The sequence below is a fragment of the Sphingomonas naphthae genome, assembly GCF_028607085.1.
Taxonomy (GTDB): Bacteria; Pseudomonadota; Alphaproteobacteria; order Sphingomonadales; family Sphingomonadaceae; genus Sphingomonas_Q; species Sphingomonas_Q naphthae.
In genome coordinates this window covers 2,690,393-2,706,249 of sequence record NZ_CP117411.1, presented here as the reverse complement: position 1 = coordinate 2,706,249, position 15,857 = coordinate 2,690,393, and the positions used below count along the sequence as shown (strand labels likewise).

Here is a 15,857-nt window from a genome sequence, read left to right as displayed (position 1 = left end):
CGTTCCCGACGAGGCCATGAGCCCCGCCACCCACAGCGAGTTCCAGCGCGAGTATTGGGAGCGGCTGCGCTCCGCCGTCCCGATGACGCTCAACGAGGGCGATCTCGAACGGCTACGCGGCGCGAACGAACCGATTTCGGTGGAGGAGGTGGAGGATATCTACCTGCCGCTCACCCGCCTCATCAACCTGCACGTCGGCGCCGCGCGCGGCCTGGCGCGCGTGACCGACGATTTCGTCGGCCGCCCGGCACGCCCCCGCCCCTATATCGTCGCGATCGCGGGATCGGTCGCGGTGGGCAAGAGCACCACCGCCCGCGTGCTGCGCGCGCTTCTGTCGAAATGGCCCGATCACCCCAAAGTCGATCTCGTCGCGACCGACGGCTTCCTCTATCCCTCGCTGGAGCTGGAAGATCGCGGGATCATGCACCGCAAGGGCTTCCCCGAAAGCTATGACGTCAAAAGCATGATCGACTTCCTGTCGAGCGTGCGCGCCACCGGCAAGGGCCGGGTGCCGGTCTATTCGCACCACGCCTACGATCGGGTCGAGGGCGAGACGCAGCTGATCGACCAGCCCGACATATTGATCTTCGAGGGGCTCAACGTCCTCCAGATCGGCGCGCAGGCGTCGATCGGCCGCGCGCCCTTCACCGCCTCCGATTTCTTCGATCTGTCGGTCTATATCGATGCCGCGCCGGGCAATATCGCGCGCTGGTACGAAGAGCGCTTCCAACTCCTGCGCCGCACCGCCTTCCGCGACCCGACCGCCTTCTTCCACCGCTTCTCGAAGATGCCCGACGATCAGGCCCTCACCTTCGCCCGCGATATCTGGCGCGAGGTGAACGAGGTGAATCTCGTCGAAAACATCCTCCCCACCCGCGCCCGCGCCGACGTGGTGCTGCGCAAGGGCACCGACCATTCGGTCGAGCGGCTGTGGCTGCGGCGGATCTGACGCAACGCTGAAGCCGCTCCCTCAGCGCGCCGCCGCCACCCGCCACACCTTGCCGCCCACGTCGTCCGCCACCAGCAGCGCGCCGGTGCGGTCGATCACCACGCCCACCGGGCGGCCGCGCGCGTCCTCGTCCTCGTCGAGGAAGCCGGTCAGCACGTCGATCGGCTTGGCGGCGGGGCGGCCCTTCACGAAGGGGACGAACACCACCTTGTAGCCGGACTTGGGCTTGCGGTTCCACGAGCCATGCTCGCCGATGAAGGCGCCGCTGGCGAATTTCGGCCCCAGCTTCGCGCCTTCCGAGAAGGTCAGGCCGAGCGCGGCGACGTGCGGCCCAAGCGCGTAATCGGGGCGGATGACGTAGCCGGCCAGATCGTTGGTGTCGGGCTCCGTCGGGCGCGGATCGGCGACCCCGCCCCAATAATACCAGGGCCAGCCGTAGAAGCCACCGAACTGCACCGAGGTGAGATAATCGGGCACGATGTCCGATCCCAGCTCGTCGCGCTCGTTGGCGACGGTCCACAAAGTGTCGGTGCCCGGCTGCCACGCCAGGCCGTTGGGGTTGCGGATGCCATAGGCGTAGACGCGCCGCTCCTTGGTGGCGATGTCATATTCCAACACCGCCGCGCGATCCTTCTCGACCGCCATGCCGCGTTCGCCGACGTTCGAGTTGGAGCCGACCGTGATGTAGAGCAATTTGCCGTCGCGGCTGGCGATGACATTCTTGGTCCAGTGGTGGTTGATCGGCCCGCCCGGCAGGTCGATCACCTTGACCGGCTTCGCGTCGATCTTCGTCTGGCCGACCTTGAAGGGCACCTTCACCAGCGCATCGGCATTGGCGATGTAAAGCTCGTCGCCGACCAGCGCCATGCCGAAGGGCGAGAAGAGATCGGCGATCAGTACCGATCGCGTCTCGGCCACGCCATCGCCATCGGCGTCGCGCAGCAGGGTGATGCGGTTGGCGGACGGCGTGTTGGAGCCGGCGCGCTTCATTACCTTGCCCTGCACCCAGCCGCGGATGCCGGGATTGCCCTCGGGCTTGGGCGGCGCGTCGCTCTCGGCGACCAGCACGTCGCCGTTCGGCAGCGGCAGCAGCCAGCGGGGATGCTGGAGGCCATGGCCAAAGGCGTTGACCTTCAGGCCGGCGGCGGCGGTGGGCGCCTCGCCATCCTTCCAGCCGACCGCCGGCGCGATGTTCATCGTCGGGATCAGGCTCTTCGACGGCGCCGGTATCTCGGGCTTCACGCCCTCGGTCGCGGTGATCGGCAGCGCGGCGGTCTGGTTGCGCGTCGCGAAAAACCAGAAGGCTATGCCGAGAACGATCAGGGCCGCGACGACGATCAGGATCTTCTTCTTCATGAAACCCCGTAACGGATCAGGCGGAAAAAGGTGGCGCGGGCGGATGGCCCGCGCGGAAGTTCACGAAGTTCGCATGCCTTGGCGTCGGTTTGGTGACGGGCGGGGCGAGGGGAAGCGAACGGCCATGGGGGGACGTTGGCACAGGCCGGGGCCTGTAGGACAGGGGTTTTTGGACTTTGTTAGCCCCTCCCCTTCAGGGGAGGGGTTGGGGTGGGGGCTGTCGGCCCGACACCACATATGTCGAGAAGCGGGGACAGCCCCCACCCCCGACCCCCCCCTGAAGGGGAGGGGAGGTTCCATCAGCCTTCCACCTCGGCTGCCGTGCTCCGGCGAAGGCCGGAGCCCAGGGTTATCGGAGCGCAGCGCGTGTGGCCCCTCGGCTCCTGCCTGCGCAGGAGCACGATGGCGTGGGTGGCTTACCTCTCCACCTATCGGCAGCCTTGGCCTCTGGTTTATTTCGCCACCTGGACGTCTTCGACGGTCTCGATGAGGACGGTTCTGGTGGCATCGCCGAGATACCGCTTCTGGTGCGGGCTTAGGCTTAGGCGCCCAATCAATCGCACAGTGAATGAGCCCCAAATCGGCTCAGGCTTTCGCCAGTTCGCAGCCTTTTGGGCTCCGATGTTTAGTTGCACACATGTCTCGCCAAGGCATTTGATGGATGCCCCATCGCCATCCTGAAGCACTGCTCCCGCCGCGTCGTGACACTGCTCAAACCGGCTATTTTCAAAGTTGGTGAACCAAGTGCAGGTAAGCACGCGCTGCTCTCCGAACGCTTCACCGTCAACCGTGAAGCGTTTCTGGTCAGCCGATGTTGCAGAAGCCAAGGCGAAGACAGCCAGTTGCCACATTGGCTCAGCATAGCCCCGATCGTCGCGATCCAGCTAGCATCCCTTTCGCACGACGCTGTGGAGTTGAGGGTCCTGCTTACCCCTCCACCTCGGCCGGCGGGTGCAGTCTCAGGCGCGATACGCGCTTCGTGTCGCCCTCGGTGATCTCCAACTGCCAGCCGCTGGGATGCGCCACGATCTCGCCCGGCTGGGGCACATGGCCGGCCAGCACGGTGGCGAGGCCGCCGAGCGTGTCGACGTCTTCCTCCACTTCGGCCAGCCGCTCGTCGATGACGTCGGCGACGTCCTCCAGTTCGGCGCGGGCGTCGCAGTCCCACAGGCCGTCGTCGAGCGGGACCATCAGGGCCAGCGCCTCGTCGTCATGCTCGTCCTCGATATCGCCGACGATCTCCTCGACGATATCCTCGATCGTGACGAGGCCTTCGGTGCCCGAATATTCGTCCAGCACGATCGCCAGATGGGTGCGGGTGGCGCGCATCTCGGCGAGCAATTCCAGCACGCCCATCGATTCGGGGACGTAGCGCGGCTCGCGGATCAGGCCGGCGATCGTTTCGGGGTGGGGCGTGTCGGTCGCGATGATGCGGAACACGTCCTTGACGTGGACCATGCCGATCACTTCGTCGAGGCTGACCCGATAGACGGGCAGGCGGCTATGCTCGGCCTCGGCGAAGCGGGCGACGAGATCGGCGAAGCTGATCGTTTCCGGCACCGCGACGATATCCGCGCGCGGCACGCCGATGTCGCCCACCGTGCGCTCGCCGAAATCGAGCAGATTGCGCAGCATCTGCCGCTCGGTGGCGGACAGGTCGTTCTTGGAGGGCGCGTCGCCCTCATGCTCGTCGATCGCCTCGGCGATCTGGTCGCGGAGGGTCGGCTCCGCATCGTCTCCGAAAAGAAGGCCGCGCAGGCCCGCCCACAATCGCCCGCCTTCGCTGGGCTCCTTACTCGAATCGTCCGGCATCGCCTGTCGCGGTCCTCAGTCGGTCGTCAGTCTTCGCGGACGACATAGGGGTTGTCCAGCCCGAGCGAGGCGAGCGCCTGTCGCTCCATCTCCTCCATCGCCTCGGCCTCCGCCTCGCCCTCCTCATGATCGAAGCCGAGCAGGTGGAGCGTGCCGTGGACAATGAGGTGCGTGGCGTGGGTCGCGACGTCGACGCCCTTGTCGGCCGCCTCGGCGGCGGTGACGCCGGCCGCCAGCACGATATCGCCCAGCAGCACCTCGCCGTCGTCCGAATTGGCCAGCGCGTCGAGCAGATCCTTCTGCACCATCGGGAAGGACAGCACGTTGGTCGGCTTGTCCTTGTGGCGATAGTCGCGGTTGAGCACCCGCACTTCCTCGTCGGAGGTGAGGCGGACCGAGATTTCCGAGGTGAAGGCGCGATCGGCGATCCAGCCATAGGGGCTGACCGCCAGCGCGGCGCGAATCGCCTTCGCCGAAAGCGATTCCCAATCCGTATCCGGCCACCCGTCCTCGACGGAAACCTCGGCTGCGATCATCCCTTGGGGGCCAGCACCATCAGCATCTGGCGGCCTTCCATGCGCGGGTGCTGCTCCACCTTGGCCACTTCCAGCGTATCCTGCTGGACGCGCTGGAGAACGAGCATGCCGAGCTGGCCGTGCGCCATTTCGCGACCCCGGAAGCGCAGGGTGACCTTCACCTTGTCGCCCTCCTCGATGAACTCGTGCACCTTCTTCATCTTGGTGTCGTAGTCATGGTCGTCGATATTCGGACGCATCTTGATCTCCTTGATCTCCTGCGTCTTCTGCGACTTCCGGGCGAGGTTGGCCTTCTTCTGGGTCTCGTACTTGAACTTGCCGACATCCAGGAACTTGGCGACGGGCGGATCGGCGTTGGGGGAGACCTCGACCAGATCCAGCCCGACCTCGCGCGCCTGCTCCATCGCCTCGCGCGTGTACATCACGCCGAGGTTCTCGCCATTCTCATCGATCACCCGCACCTTCTGGCTCTGGATGAATTCGTTGAAGCGGGGGCCGTTCATGGGAATCGGGGGAGCGCCAAGCGGGCGGCGCATCATGGGCGGGGGGATAGGTCGATCTCCTGTTGTGTAACCGCGCGCGATATAAGCCCGTGGGCGGGAATTTGAAAGATGGCGCGCGAGAGAGTCATCGGGTGTGTCTTTGCCATTCGTCTCCCCGCAAGCGGGAGGGGAAATCATGTGCCGGTGGGCGCCGGCAACAGCAGCAACGGCGCCTCCACCTCGCGCGCCGGCCACCGGCGCGCGAGCAGCCGCTCCGCGCCATAGGCCACCGCCTCGGCCGCCACGCCGATAAGCGCGCCGACCGCCAGATCGCTGGGATAATGCTGCGACCGCGGCACCTGGATCGCGGCGACGCCCGACGCCACGGCATAGGCCGGGGTTGCGGCGGCCGGATATTCACGGGCCACGGCGCGGGCGACCGCGACGGCGCCGGCGGTGTGGCCGGAGGGAAAGCTGCTGTGCGCGCTGTCCTTGGTGCCACCCTTGCCGCTCCGGTAGCGGCCGCCATCGGCCACGACCCTCGGCCGGGTGCGATCGACCCGCGCCTTGATCGCATCCTTGGCGGCGGTGGCGATTAGCTCGGCGGTGAGCATCCGCGCGCCGGCGCTGGCGAGGCGGCGGTTGCCGAACGCGATGCCGGCGAGCGCGGTGACGGCGCAGATCGTGATGAGCGGCGGCTGGTCGGCCAGCTCGCTCAGCTGGCCCGTCGCGCGGACGAACCATGTCCGGCGCAGCGGGGCGGCCTTCTCGCTCGCCGCGACCTCGACTGTCTCGGTGGCTTTACGGGGCTTGCTGCGCTTGGCGGGCCTGGTCATGCCCGGTTGAATGATCGGCGGCGGCGATCGGTCCCCGCGCCGCCGCTTTATCGGCTTAGCGCCACTCGGTCAGGAAATCGCGCAGCTTGCCGCGCGAGCGTTCGGTCAGGCGGATCAGGCGGCGGCCGTCGCCATCGGGGCTCTGGTAGAGTTCGACCATGCCGCGCTTGGACAGCACGGTGAACCAGCGCGCGGCCGATGCCTCGGACAGATGCGCCGCCTTGCCGACATGCTCCACGGTGGCGCGGCGGTTGAGTTCGCCGGCGATGAACAGATCGAGCATGATCGCCCAGGCCGGGTTGGCGAACAGGTCGCCGTCGAGCGCCTCGGCACGGGCGGCGGCGAAGCGGACGAGCTTGCGCGCGGCGGCGACGGGGGAGGCGGGCGTGTCGTGCCCGGCCTTGCCATATTCGTGCGGGATCGCGTTCATAGATACCCCAGCTGGCGCAGGCTGATCCATCCGGAACGCGCGATGATGACATGATCGTGGACCGATATGTCGAGCGATCGGGCGGCCTCGGCCAGAATGGCGGTGGCGCGGATATCCTCCTGACTGGGGGTGGGGTCACCGGAGGGATGGTTGTGGGCGAGGATCAGGCCGGTCGCCTCCAGCTCCAGCGCGCGGCGGAAGATGGCGCGCATCTCGATCGGCGCGGCGCTGATCGAGCCTTGCCCGAACACCTCCTCGTGCACCAGGCGGACGCTGCCGTCGACGAACAGCACGCGCAGCTGCTCGCGCGATTCGGCGGCCATCGCGGCGTGGAGATAGTTGACCAGCGCGTTGCCGGTGGCGAGCACCGGCGCGTCGAGGATCTCTCGGCGCAGCGTGTGGAGCATCGCGTCGCGCGTGGCGCCGATCAGCGCGATCGTCGCCCGCTGGTCGCCGGGCAGGATCGCGTCCAGCGTGGTGGGGTGCGCGACCAGCACGGCGGAGAGCGTGCGGAGCCGATCGATCAGGAGGCTGGCGATGACGGCGGCGTCGTCGCCGTGCATCGGGCGGAGCAGCGCCTCTAGCCGGGCGACCTCGAGCGCGGGTTGGCACGGCGATGCTGCCGATGCGCGCCCAGCACGATCAGCGCGAGCATGGGGTAAGCCCAGAAGCCCAGCGCTATCGCGTAGGCTTGGAGAAGCGGCCGAACGATGGGAATGGTCTCCGGTCGCAGATCGAACGGCCGAATCGCGATCGCGAGATGGGTTGCGACCGCGATGAGTTGCAGGGCTGAGACCCAGATAGGCCAAAATCGATTGCTCCTCAGGGTAAGCACAAGAAACGCTACGAACACCGCGACATCGGTCGCGATCACCCCGGTCCGCGTGTTCCACCACCCCTTGCCGCCCTGATATTCCGCGACCACCGTCAAAACGGAGCCCACGATCATGATGGCGGCACCCAGCCGTTCGTCACGCCCGCCCCGGACAATCGCGTAGCCGCAGGCCAGCGCGAGGGTCAGGTCGTAGACGACGCGGAGGGAGAGGAAGGCGAGATGGCTGGCCACCGCCGGGACGGATCACGCGAAGCGTTTCCGGTCAAGCGGTGGCCGACAAACGGCCGGGATTCGGCCTCAGGCGGCCTGACGCACCAGGCTGAGGTGCGGTTCGGCGTAAACGGCTTCCGGCTGCGGCGGGACTTCCTTGTCGCCACCACCACCGAGGGCGACGGTCGCCAGACCCATCTTCACCTTCACTTCGGCCAGCGCCTGATGGGCGGCGACGATGCTGCGGCGGCCTTCGACATGCGCGGCGAAGGTGGCGGCGATGCGCTCGAACGCATCCTGCCCGACTTCGGCGGCCGCCTCGATCTTCAGGCGGGCCTTCAGCAGGGTCGCGGCGAGTTCGGCGGTGTCGATCAGGGCCTGATCGGTCGAACGCTCGGCGCTGACGAGGCGATCCATGACTTCCTGGGCAATGACGCGGCGGGTGACGGACATGACTCTTCTCCTTGGCGAACGCGGGAATCGCGTCACGTGAGGGTTAGACGTTGCTGGAAAGCGACGACGCTAGAAGAGTCGGGACAAAGCCTCGATAATCGAAACACTGCCCGTGGTGAGGCCGCCGAGCATCAGGGCGATGCCGACGGCGATGGCGAGTACCCACCCCAACCTCTGCGCCGAAGTCAGATCGTTCCACTGCCGCTCGGCGGTGGGGAAGGGCATCATCCGGGCGCCCACCGGGCGCTTCAGATAATCGGGCTCGAAACGAACCTGCTGCCGATCCGCCACGCTGAGAGGCTCAACCCCCTCGTGATCGAATTGATGACGGGGCTGAGCGTGTCGTTCGGGGCTTGGTGGCACAACACCAATCGGCATGGTTACAAACGGATTGTAGGTGGCGCCCTGCTCCGCCTGGAGCATCAGGCGGGCCGCCTCGCGGCTGGTGCTGACACCCAGCTGGCGGCGCGCGGCACGCAGCCGTTCGATCACCGCGTGAGAGGAAATCTCCAGCGCGCGGGCGATTTCCTTGGCCTCCAGGCCGGACGCGACGAGGCGCAGGCAATCGCGCTGCGCGTCGGTCAGGGAAGAGGTGCGGTCGTGGTCCACGGGGCCGAATGTACAGGCCGACTCGCCCCTCGCCTAGCCCTACAGGCGACCTCCAAACGGCTTGTTTGTCGGTTTGTGACGCTTGTTGATCGGCTGATGGCGATTCGATCCTGCCCGAATCGGTCGCTTTGTCAGTCGCGGAGCGGCGGAAGGAGCCCGAGGAGCGCCAGAGCGACGATCGCGATCGCCCCGGTGCCCGCCGCCAGCGGCACGAGTCCCGACGCGATGAACGGGGCGACGGCGGCGGTGCCGGCCGCCGCGACGAGCAGGATGGCGACGACGATCAGCGCCGTGCCGCGCGCGTCATCGCCTTGGGCGGCCACCACGGCGCGGTGGAAGCCGGTCGGCCCGCGCACGCCGAGGCCGATGTTGAGCAGCAGGTAGATGGCGATGATCGCCATCATGTCCCCGCCGCCGGCCAGCGCATAGGCCAGCAGCCCCGCGCCACCGAGCGCGGAACAGGCGGTGCCGGCCAGGATCGTCGCCTCCGCCCCGATCCGTTTGGCGATAGCGCCGGAGAGATTGGCGGCGACGATGAAGGTGGCGACCCCCGTGACCTGCATCGCGATGAAGTCGCCCATGTCCCCGCCGAGCGCGCTGGCGAACACCGCGGGCGCGCCGAACACGAACACCAGCAAAGCGCCGAGCGTACAGGCCTGGCTGAGCGCGTAACGCAGGAAGGTCGGGTCGCGCAGCAGCCGGCCGTAGCCGCCGGTGCCGCGATCGACCGGCGGGGCGGGCAGGGGGCGCCACGCGAAGGCGATGGCAAGGCCGAGCGAGAGCACCGCCAGCAGATCGAACGACGCGCGCCAGCCGAAGGCGTGGAGCAGCCACAGGCCGGCGATCGGCGCCAGCGCGGGGGCAAGCGCCTCGACGCTGCCGAGGATACCGATCGCGCGCACCGCCCGATCGTCGCCATAGACGCGGCGGATGATGCCGGGGGTGAACACCGCCGCCGCGGCGCCCGCCATGCCCTGCACGAAGCGCAGGCCGATCAGCATGTCGAGCGAGGTCGAGAGGCGGCACAGCAGCGAGACGACCGAAAAGACCAGCAGCGAGCCGACCAGCAGGCGCCGCTGATCGTGGCGCGCGCCCAGCTCGCCGAACGCCAGCAGGCCGAGCGCGGTGCCGGCGGTGTAGCTGGCCAGCACGAGCTGCGCCCGCGCCATGTCCCCGCCGAGCAGCGCGGGCAGGCCGGGAATGGCGGGCAGGACGAGATCGGTGCCGGCGATGCCCATCGCGGTGGAGCCGACGAGCAGCATCATCAGCCCGAGCTGGCGGCCGGGCAGAGCAGGGCTCACGCGACGCTCTGGGTGGGCGGCACGTGCGGATCGCGGCGGCGGCGATGCTCGCGCCAGGCGGTGTAGAGGCCCGAGCCCGCGATGAGCGCCGCGCCGCCCAGCGTGTTGATCGTCGGCGGGCTGCCCAGCACGAGCCATCCGAAGATCGTCGCGCCGACGATCTGGAGATAATCGAACGGCGCGATCACCGACACGGGGGCCGACTGGAGCGAAGCGGTCAGCGCGAGCTGCATCAGCCCGCCGCAGACCCCCGCCCCCGCCAGCAGCAGATAGGTGGCCGGCGTATGCCACGACGCGAAGAAGGGCATGAACAGGCCGGCGACGACGATCGACGAGATGAAGAACCAGAAGACGATCGCGGCGACATGCTCGGTCCCGCCGATCTGGCGCAGCGTGATCGTCACGCTCGCCTGCCCGAGCGCCGCCATCAGCGCGACGGCCACGCCCAGCAGCGGCACGGCATGGCTGGTCGCCCCCGGCCGCATCACGATCGCGACGCCGATGAAGCCCAGGATCACCGCCAGCCAGCGATGCCGGCCGACCGGCTCGCGCAGCACCAGCCACGACAGGATCGTGGCGAAGATCGGCGAGGTGAAGCCGATCGTCGTCGCATCGGCCAGCGGCAGCAGGATCAGGCTCTGGAAGGTGAGCGAGATGGAGATGATGCCCAGCGTGCAGCGCGTCAGGTGCGCCCACGGCCGCTCGGTGCGGATCGCGCGTAGCCCGCCATTGGCCATCACCCAGATCATGACGACGGGCAGGCCGCAGGTGGCGCGGTAGAACAGCATCTCGATCGCGGCGACATGATCGGTCGAGGCGAACTTCAGCAGTCCGGTCATCAGCGAATAGGTGCCGGCCGCGAAGATCCTGAGCGCGATCCCGCGCGTGATAGGGTCGGGTGCGGCCATGATGCGAGCGCCTTTGCCCGCTGGCGCCCGCTTTGGCTAGGGCCGGGTTCAGCAGAGCTGAACCGGGGGCGGGCTGATGCCGCCATTCAGCGCGGCTGAATCAAGCTCAGAGGCTGACGGGGAATTAACGAAGCGGGTTCATTTTATTCCGTTCGTCCCGAGCGAAGTCGAGGGGCGTGCCCCGCGCGCAGGTGTCTCGACTTCACTCGACACGAACGGTTAGGAGCAAATGGCCCTAAAACGCCTTTATGAGCCAGATTCTCAGGGCGTTACGCCCTCGGCAGTGGCCGGCGCGGCGAGGAACGCGTGGATTTGCGCCACGACGGCCGCCCCCTCGCCAACGGCGGCGGCGACCCGCTTGGTGGAGCCGGCCCGCACGTCGCCGATGGCGAACACGCCCGGCTGGTCGGTCTCGAGCGGCAGATCGCGCCGGCCGGTGACGACGAAGCCCTTGGCGTCGGTCTCGACGCAGCCGTCGAGCCAGGCGGCGTTGGGATCGGCGCCGATGAACAGGAACAGGTGGCGCAGATCGCACCGCTTGACCGATCCGTCGGCACGGTTGCGGAAGGTGGCGGCGGCGAGGCCCGTGGTGCGGTCGCCCTCCAGTCCCGCAATCTCGCTGCCGACATGGATCTCGACGTTGGGCAGAGCGGCGATGCGATCGATCAGGTAGCGCGACATGGTATCGGCCAGCGGGCGGCGGACGATCAGGTGGAGGCGCTTCACCTGCGGGGCCAGGAACACGACCGCCTGCCCCGCCGAATTGCCGCCGCCGACCAGCGCCACCTCCTCGCCGGCGCACAGCCGCGCCTCGATCGGCGAGGCCCAGTAGGACACGCCCGCGCCCTCGAAGGTGGCGAGATCGGCGATGTCGGGGCGGCGATAGCGCGCGCCCGAGGCGATCACGATCGATCGCGCGCGCAACCGGCTGTCGTCGGTAAGCAGCAGGCCGGGGCCATCATCGGTGCAATCGAGCCGCGCCACTTCGAGCGGCACGGCGATCTCGGCACCGAATTTAAGAGCCTGATTGAAGGCGCGGCCGGCCAGGGCCTGCCCCGATATGCCGGTCGGGAAGCCGAGGTAATTCTCGATCCGCGAGGAGGCGCCCGCCTGCCCGCCGATGGCGCGCTCGTCGAGGACGATCGCCGACAGCCCTTCGGAGGCGGCATAGACGGCGGCGGCGAGCCCCGCCGGCCCCGCGCCGACGATCGCGACATCATAGACGGCGTCGGGATCGAGCATGGGCGTCATGCCCAGGCAGGCCGCCATCTCCGCGTTGCTCGGCCGTTTCAGCAACGTGCCGTTGGGGCATACGGCCAGCGGCAGCTCCTCGGGTAGCACGCCGATCCGCTCGACCAGCGCCTTGCCCTCGGCGTCGGTCGCGGCGTCGAGCATCTGGTTGGGGTAGCCGGCGCGGGTGAGGAAACCCTGGAGGCGGACGATATCGGGGCTCTCGGGCTCGCCGATCAGGATGGTGCCCGCGCCGCCCTCCTCGATCAGCCCGACCCGGCGCAGGATCAGGGCGCGCATCACCACCTCGCCGACATCGGCCGAGCCGACCATCAGCGCGCGCAGATGCGCCGCGTCGAAGGGAAGGGCGGTGCAGCCCGCGTCGCCCGCATGGCCGGCGGCGATCGAGGCGCGACCGGCGAGCTGGTTCACCTCCCCGGTGAACTGGCCGACGCCGTGGGTGGTGACCGGCGCCTCCTGATTGAGCCCGTCGCGGCGAACGACATGGATGCTGCCCGCCAGCACCAGCCACGCCGGCGCGCCGCGATCGCCGATGGCATAGACGCTCTCGTGCGCGGCGAAGTGCCGTTCCGGCCCGCTGGCGAAGCGCCGCGCGGTAGCCACCTGCGCCGCATCGAGCACGGGAAACATCTGATGCTGCCGCGAGGCGAGTGTCGTCATCCGTCGATCCGATCGTTGGCGGGGCGGGTGCGACGAGATGGGGCCTTCACCGCGCCCGACGCAAGGGCGCGGCACGCAACGCCGGGTCGATCGATCAGGCCACCGCCAGCGGCATCACCTTGTACATGCCCCGATCGGTGCGGCGCGCATCGAGATAATGGCTGAGGGCGCCAGGGCGCAGCAGGCGGCGGCCGGCGATCCAGAGCTGGCGGAGTTCGGTCCTGGGCTCCTGCGTGTCCTTCACCCGGCGCAGGCGGAAGCTGAGGGGGAGGAGGAGGTTGCCCTCGATCGCGGCGCGCAGGGGGCGATCGAAGGCGGCGATGGCGGCGAAGAAGGGCCGGCCCTCCGCCTCGCCGGTGAACACCGATCGGGCGCCGCGCTGGAAGATGCGCCGCAGGGCGGCTTTCTCCTGTTCGTTCAGCGTGGTGATGGCGAGGCCGTGGGCGAGTTTCGCGGCTTCAGCGAAATCGGTGGCGGCCAGATCCCAGATGCCCTTGCGCGCCATGATGCTGCCGCGCTGGATCAACGCGGTCAGCGCCGGCCGCCCGCCGCCGGTCAGGTCGCCCTCGATGCAGAATTCGGGAAGGTCGTGCGAGGCGTGGAGTTCGCGGAAGATGATGTGGTTATATTTGCGCCACGCTTTTTCCATGTCGGCGGCGGGGATGCGCGCGCTGCTGGGGCCGCGCAGCCCTTCGTGGTGGCGCTGGTGGAAGGCGACGATCGGCACGCCCACCCCCCGGAAGCGCCGGCCGAGGCGCAGCGCCATCTCATAATCCTGCGAGCGCGCCAGCCGCACGTCGAACGGGCCGACCGTGGCGTAACAGTCGCGCCGCACCAGCATCGCGCCCTGCCACAGGAAGAAATCCTCCATCAGCCGCACGTACAGCGCCGACCGTTCCTCGGCGGTGTAGGCGAAGGTGCGTTCGCGGTTCGCGCAGGGCCAGGGGCCGCGAAACTTGTCGCAGATGCCGTAGGAGAAGCCCGCGTCCGGGTCGGCCGCCAGCGCGTCGTGCAGCCGGGCGAGCGTGCCCTCGGCGGCGATATCGTCGTCGTCGAAGATCCAGACATAGGGCTGGGTCGCGGCGGCGAGGCCGTTGTTGAGCGCGGTCGCCTTGCCGCTGTTGGGCTGGTGGATGTAGGTGACGGCATCGCCGAAGCCGCGCACGATGCCGGCGGTCTCGTCCTCCGATCCGTCGTCGATCACGATCACTTGTGCCGGCGGCGGGCGCTGGCCGAGCAGGGATTCGAGCGCCTCGGTCAGATAGATGGCGCGGTTGAAGGTGGGCACGAGCACCGTCACCGGCAGCGTGTCGCCCGTCGCTTCGCTCATCGGCAAGCCTCCTTCGCAGATGCTGCATTGCGGCAATATGTCGGCCCGTCGCCCTCGACGAACCGCCGGGATGATTCGTTGCGGCCGGGCAAAGGGCGGGAAAGCGCGGTTCGACGGGCCGGTGCGGATGCGCGACCGGATGAGCCGAACACCCAAGAACAGTTCATCGCGGCGCAATCGTCCGCCCCTGAAGATGGTGGGGCGAAGGCAGACAAAGTGCTGATCTGCCTCGCGATACTTGGGCCGTCGAAAGAGATCGATCCACTTTGCAAGACATTCTCCCCGCGAGTCGTGCGATCTGGGGTTCCCATGTTGCAGCTGCGAATATACACAGGTTGCGGGGGGCGTGCCAACCACGGGATGTGGAGCCGCCGTGCAGAAACGAGTGACGCCTGGCCATCTCGACGCGCCGAAGGACCGCCTTCGGCAGCGGGTGCTGCATGGCACGCTGGCGACCTCGCTGGCGCAGGCGGTCAAGTTCGCCGTCCAGCTGCTGTCGGTCGTCATCCTATCGCGGATGCTCGATCCGGCCTCCTTCGGCCTGTTCGCGATGGTGATGCCGATCGCGGCCTTCGTGATGATGTTCCAGGATATGGGCCTGTCGAACGCGGTCATCACCTCGACGACGCTCAGCCAGGGACAGGCGAGCGCGATGTTCTGGATCAATCTCGGCCTGTCGCTCGCGCTGGCGCTGCTGTTCGCCGCCGCCGCGCCGCTGATCGGCTGGTTCTATGATGAGCCGCGCCTGCCCATGCTGGCGCTGGCGCTGGCCGGAACGGTGCTGGTATCGGGCCTCACCACCCAGCATTTCGCCCTGCTCAACCGGGGGATGCGCTTCGCGCCGATCGCGCTGATCGATGCGCTGTCGGCGGTGACGGGGCTCGGCGTGGCCGTGATCGTCGCCACCTACTCGCGCAGCGCCTGGGCGCTGGTCGCCTCGGTCGTCGCCAGCATGAGCGTGAGCCTGATCGGCGGATGGCTCGCGACCGGCTGGCGCCCCGGCCGCCCCGCGCCCTTCGCCGAGGTGCGCGACATGGTCGGCCTGGGCGGCGGGCTGACGAGCTTCACCCTCACCAATTTCCTCGCCCGCAATATGGACAAGGTGCTGATCGGCCGGGTCGGCGGCGCGGTCGAGGTCGGCCTCTACGATCGCGCCTACAAATTGCTGCTGTTCCCGCTGCAACAGGTGAACAATCCGGTCGGCCGGGTGATCGTGCCCGCTTTGTCGCGGCTGCGCGACGAGCCACACCGCTATCGATCGGCCTATGCGCGGGTGGTGCGCTTCATGCTGCTGCTGACCCTGCCGGGCGTCGCCTTCCTGATCGTCTACGCGCCGATCCTGATCCCCACCTTGCTGGGCGGCCATTGGGCGACGGCGGTGCCGATCTTCCTGTGGCTGGGCCTCGCCGCGATCCATCAGCCGATGACGGCGACGACCGGCTGGCTGTTCATCAGCCAGCAGCGCGGCGCCGATTTCGCGAAATGGGGCGTGGTCAACGCGGTCACCTCGATCGCAGCCTTCGCCATCGGCATGCCGTGGGGCGCGGTGGGCGTGGCCGCCGCTTATGGCCTCAGCGATCTCTTCATCCGCCTGCCGGCGGTATGCTGGTGGGTCGGGCGGCGCGGGCCGGTTTCGACGGGCGATCTGATCCGCATCGCCGCACCCTTCCTGTTGATCGTGCCGGCCGTGATGCTCGCCCTGCTGTTCGTGCGCGATCAGCTGGCGGCGGGCGATGTGGTGCGGCTGATCGCGGGCATCGCGCTCTCCTATCTCTTCACGATCCTCGGGCTCGCCACTTTGCCGCAGGGCCGGGCGATCCTGCGGGACATTCTTTCGCACATTCCGGGCCGCCGCCGTGCGGCACCGGTCATGACGGAGGCGGCGGCGGGGGGCTGATT

General features: G+C 68.3%; 17 protein-coding genes. 2 read left to right on the top strand and 15 right to left on the bottom strand.

Annotation, left to right across the window (positions count from 1 at the left end):
• Nucleotides 1-16 precede the first annotated feature (16 nt).
• Nucleotides 17-949, top strand: coding sequence for a type I pantothenate kinase (gene coaA, locus PQ455_RS12990; RefSeq protein WP_273686514.1), 933 nt, complete (start codon nucleotides 17-19; stop codon nucleotides 947-949).
• Nucleotides 950-970: 21 nt separating this feature from the next.
• Here coaA and PQ455_RS12985 read toward each other — a convergent pair whose 3' ends face one another.
• The 15 genes from PQ455_RS12985 to PQ455_RS12915 all read right to left on the bottom strand — a co-directional run bounded on the left by PQ455_RS12985 (nucleotide 971) and on the right by PQ455_RS12915 (nucleotide 13,958).
• Nucleotides 971-2,305, bottom strand: coding sequence for a PQQ-dependent sugar dehydrogenase (locus PQ455_RS12985; protein WP_273686513.1), 1,335 nt, complete (start codon nucleotides 2,303-2,305; stop codon nucleotides 971-973).
• A gap of 452 nt (nucleotides 2,306-2,757) precedes the next feature.
• Nucleotides 2,758-3,156 carry a hypothetical protein gene (locus tag PQ455_RS12980; RefSeq protein WP_273686512.1) on the bottom strand — a complete coding sequence of 133 codons (399 nt, stop codon included), beginning with the start codon at nucleotides 3,154-3,156 and terminating at the stop codon, nucleotides 2,758-2,760.
• A 76-nt stretch (nucleotides 3,157-3,232) separates the two neighbouring features.
• Nucleotides 3,233-4,117, bottom strand: coding sequence for a hemolysin family protein (locus PQ455_RS12975; RefSeq protein ID WP_273686511.1), 885 nt, complete (start codon nucleotides 4,115-4,117; stop codon nucleotides 3,233-3,235).
• A gap of 26 nt (nucleotides 4,118-4,143) precedes the next feature.
• A complete protein-coding gene (gene ybeY / locus PQ455_RS12970) occupies nucleotides 4,144-4,653 on the bottom strand; it encodes an rRNA maturation RNase YbeY (protein ID WP_273686510.1) in 510 nt (169 codons plus the stop codon).
• A complete protein-coding gene (gene infC / locus PQ455_RS12965; RefSeq protein ID WP_273686509.1) occupies nucleotides 4,650-5,192 on the bottom strand; it encodes a translation initiation factor IF-3 in 543 nt (180 codons plus the stop codon). The genes ybeY and infC overlap by 4 nt, the downstream gene beginning before the upstream one ends.
• Before the next feature lie 137 nt (nucleotides 5,193-5,329).
• Nucleotides 5,330-5,971, bottom strand: a complete 642-nt coding sequence (locus tag PQ455_RS12960) for a phosphatase PAP2 family protein (RefSeq protein WP_273686508.1) — start codon at nucleotides 5,969-5,971, stop codon at nucleotides 5,330-5,332.
• Nucleotides 5,972-6,026: 55 nt separating this feature from the next.
• Entirely contained in the window at nucleotides 6,027-6,401 is a 375-nt protein-coding gene (locus PQ455_RS12955) for a hypothetical protein (RefSeq protein ID WP_273686507.1), read from the bottom strand.
• Entirely contained in the window at nucleotides 6,398-6,964 is a 567-nt protein-coding gene (locus tag PQ455_RS12950) for a JAB domain-containing protein (protein ID WP_273686506.1), read from the bottom strand. Before PQ455_RS12950 ends, PQ455_RS12955 begins: the two co-directional genes overlap by 4 nt.
• Before the next feature lie 17 nt (nucleotides 6,965-6,981).
• The gene (locus PQ455_RS12945; RefSeq protein WP_273686505.1) at nucleotides 6,982-7,467 is read right to left on the bottom strand and encodes a hypothetical protein; all 486 of its coding nucleotides are present in this window, start codon (nucleotides 7,465-7,467) and stop codon (nucleotides 6,982-6,984) included.
• 66 nt (nucleotides 7,468-7,533) lie between these two features.
• Nucleotides 7,534-7,899: a hypothetical protein gene (locus tag PQ455_RS12940; RefSeq protein ID WP_273686504.1), complete on the bottom strand. Its 366-nt coding sequence runs from the start codon at nucleotides 7,897-7,899 to the stop codon at nucleotides 7,534-7,536.
• 69 nt (nucleotides 7,900-7,968) lie between these two features.
• On the bottom strand, nucleotides 7,969-8,508 hold the full coding sequence (locus PQ455_RS12935; protein ID WP_273686503.1) for a helix-turn-helix domain-containing protein: 540 nt from the start codon (nucleotides 8,506-8,508) through the stop codon (nucleotides 7,969-7,971).
• 131 nt (nucleotides 8,509-8,639) lie between these two features.
• Nucleotides 8,640-9,809, bottom strand: a complete 1,170-nt coding sequence (locus PQ455_RS12930) for an MFS transporter (protein WP_273686502.1) — start codon at nucleotides 9,807-9,809, stop codon at nucleotides 8,640-8,642.
• Nucleotides 9,806-10,717: a DMT family transporter gene (locus PQ455_RS12925; protein WP_273686501.1), complete on the bottom strand. Its 912-nt coding sequence runs from the start codon at nucleotides 10,715-10,717 to the stop codon at nucleotides 9,806-9,808. Before PQ455_RS12925 ends, PQ455_RS12930 begins: the two co-directional genes overlap by 4 nt.
• A gap of 261 nt (nucleotides 10,718-10,978) precedes the next feature.
• Nucleotides 10,979-12,628 carry an FAD-dependent oxidoreductase gene (locus PQ455_RS12920; protein ID WP_273686500.1) on the bottom strand — a complete coding sequence of 550 codons (1,650 nt, stop codon included), beginning with the start codon at nucleotides 12,626-12,628 and terminating at the stop codon, nucleotides 10,979-10,981.
• Nucleotides 12,629-12,722: 94 nt separating this feature from the next.
• Nucleotides 12,723-13,958: a glycosyltransferase family 2 protein gene (locus tag PQ455_RS12915; RefSeq protein ID WP_273686499.1), complete on the bottom strand. Its 1,236-nt coding sequence runs from the start codon at nucleotides 13,956-13,958 to the stop codon at nucleotides 12,723-12,725.
• 385 nt (nucleotides 13,959-14,343) lie between these two features.
• On the opposite strand from PQ455_RS12915, the gene PQ455_RS12910 reads away from it, so the two are divergent.
• The gene (locus tag PQ455_RS12910) at nucleotides 14,344-15,855 is read left to right on the top strand and encodes a lipopolysaccharide biosynthesis protein (RefSeq protein ID WP_273686498.1); all 1,512 of its coding nucleotides are present in this window, start codon (nucleotides 14,344-14,346) and stop codon (nucleotides 15,853-15,855) included.
• The last annotated feature ends 2 nt before the right edge of the window (nucleotides 15,856-15,857 follow it).

Excerpts from the sequence above, each read along its gene's own strand:
- coaA (WP_273686514.1), top strand. The coding sequence starts at position 17 with ATGAGCCCCGCCACCCACAGCGAGTTCCAGCGCGAGTATTGGGAGCGG.
- PQ455_RS12955 (WP_273686507.1), bottom strand. The coding sequence starts at position 6,401 with ATGAACGCGATCCCGCACGAATATGGCAAGGCCGGGCACGACACGCCC.
- PQ455_RS12940 (WP_273686504.1), bottom strand. The coding sequence starts at position 7,899 with ATGTCCGTCACCCGCCGCGTCATTGCCCAGGAAGTCATGGATCGCCTC.
- PQ455_RS12920 (WP_273686500.1), bottom strand. The coding sequence starts at position 12,628 with ATGACGACACTCGCCTCGCGGCAGCATCAGATGTTTCCCGTGCTCGAT.
- ybeY (WP_273686510.1), bottom strand. The coding sequence starts at position 4,653 with ATGATCGCAGCCGAGGTTTCCGTCGAGGACGGGTGGCCGGATACGGAT.
- PQ455_RS12980 (WP_273686512.1), bottom strand. The coding sequence starts at position 3,156 with ATGTGGCAACTGGCTGTCTTCGCCTTGGCTTCTGCAACATCGGCTGAC.
- infC (WP_273686509.1), bottom strand. The coding sequence starts at position 5,192 with ATGATGCGCCGCCCGCTTGGCGCTCCCCCGATTCCCATGAACGGCCCC.
- PQ455_RS12975 (WP_273686511.1), bottom strand. The coding sequence starts at position 4,117 with ATGCCGGACGATTCGAGTAAGGAGCCCAGCGAAGGCGGGCGATTGTGG.
- PQ455_RS12915 (WP_273686499.1), bottom strand. The coding sequence starts at position 13,958 with ATGAGCGAAGCGACGGGCGACACGCTGCCGGTGACGGTGCTCGTGCCC.
- PQ455_RS12950 (WP_273686506.1), bottom strand. The coding sequence starts at position 6,964 with ATGCACGGCGACGACGCCGCCGTCATCGCCAGCCTCCTGATCGATCGG.
- PQ455_RS12960 (WP_273686508.1), bottom strand. The coding sequence starts at position 5,971 with ATGACCAGGCCCGCCAAGCGCAGCAAGCCCCGTAAAGCCACCGAGACA.
- PQ455_RS12925 (WP_273686501.1), bottom strand. The coding sequence starts at position 10,717 with ATGGCCGCACCCGACCCTATCACGCGCGGGATCGCGCTCAGGATCTTC.
- PQ455_RS12985 (WP_273686513.1), bottom strand. The coding sequence starts at position 2,305 with ATGAAGAAGAAGATCCTGATCGTCGTCGCGGCCCTGATCGTTCTCGGC.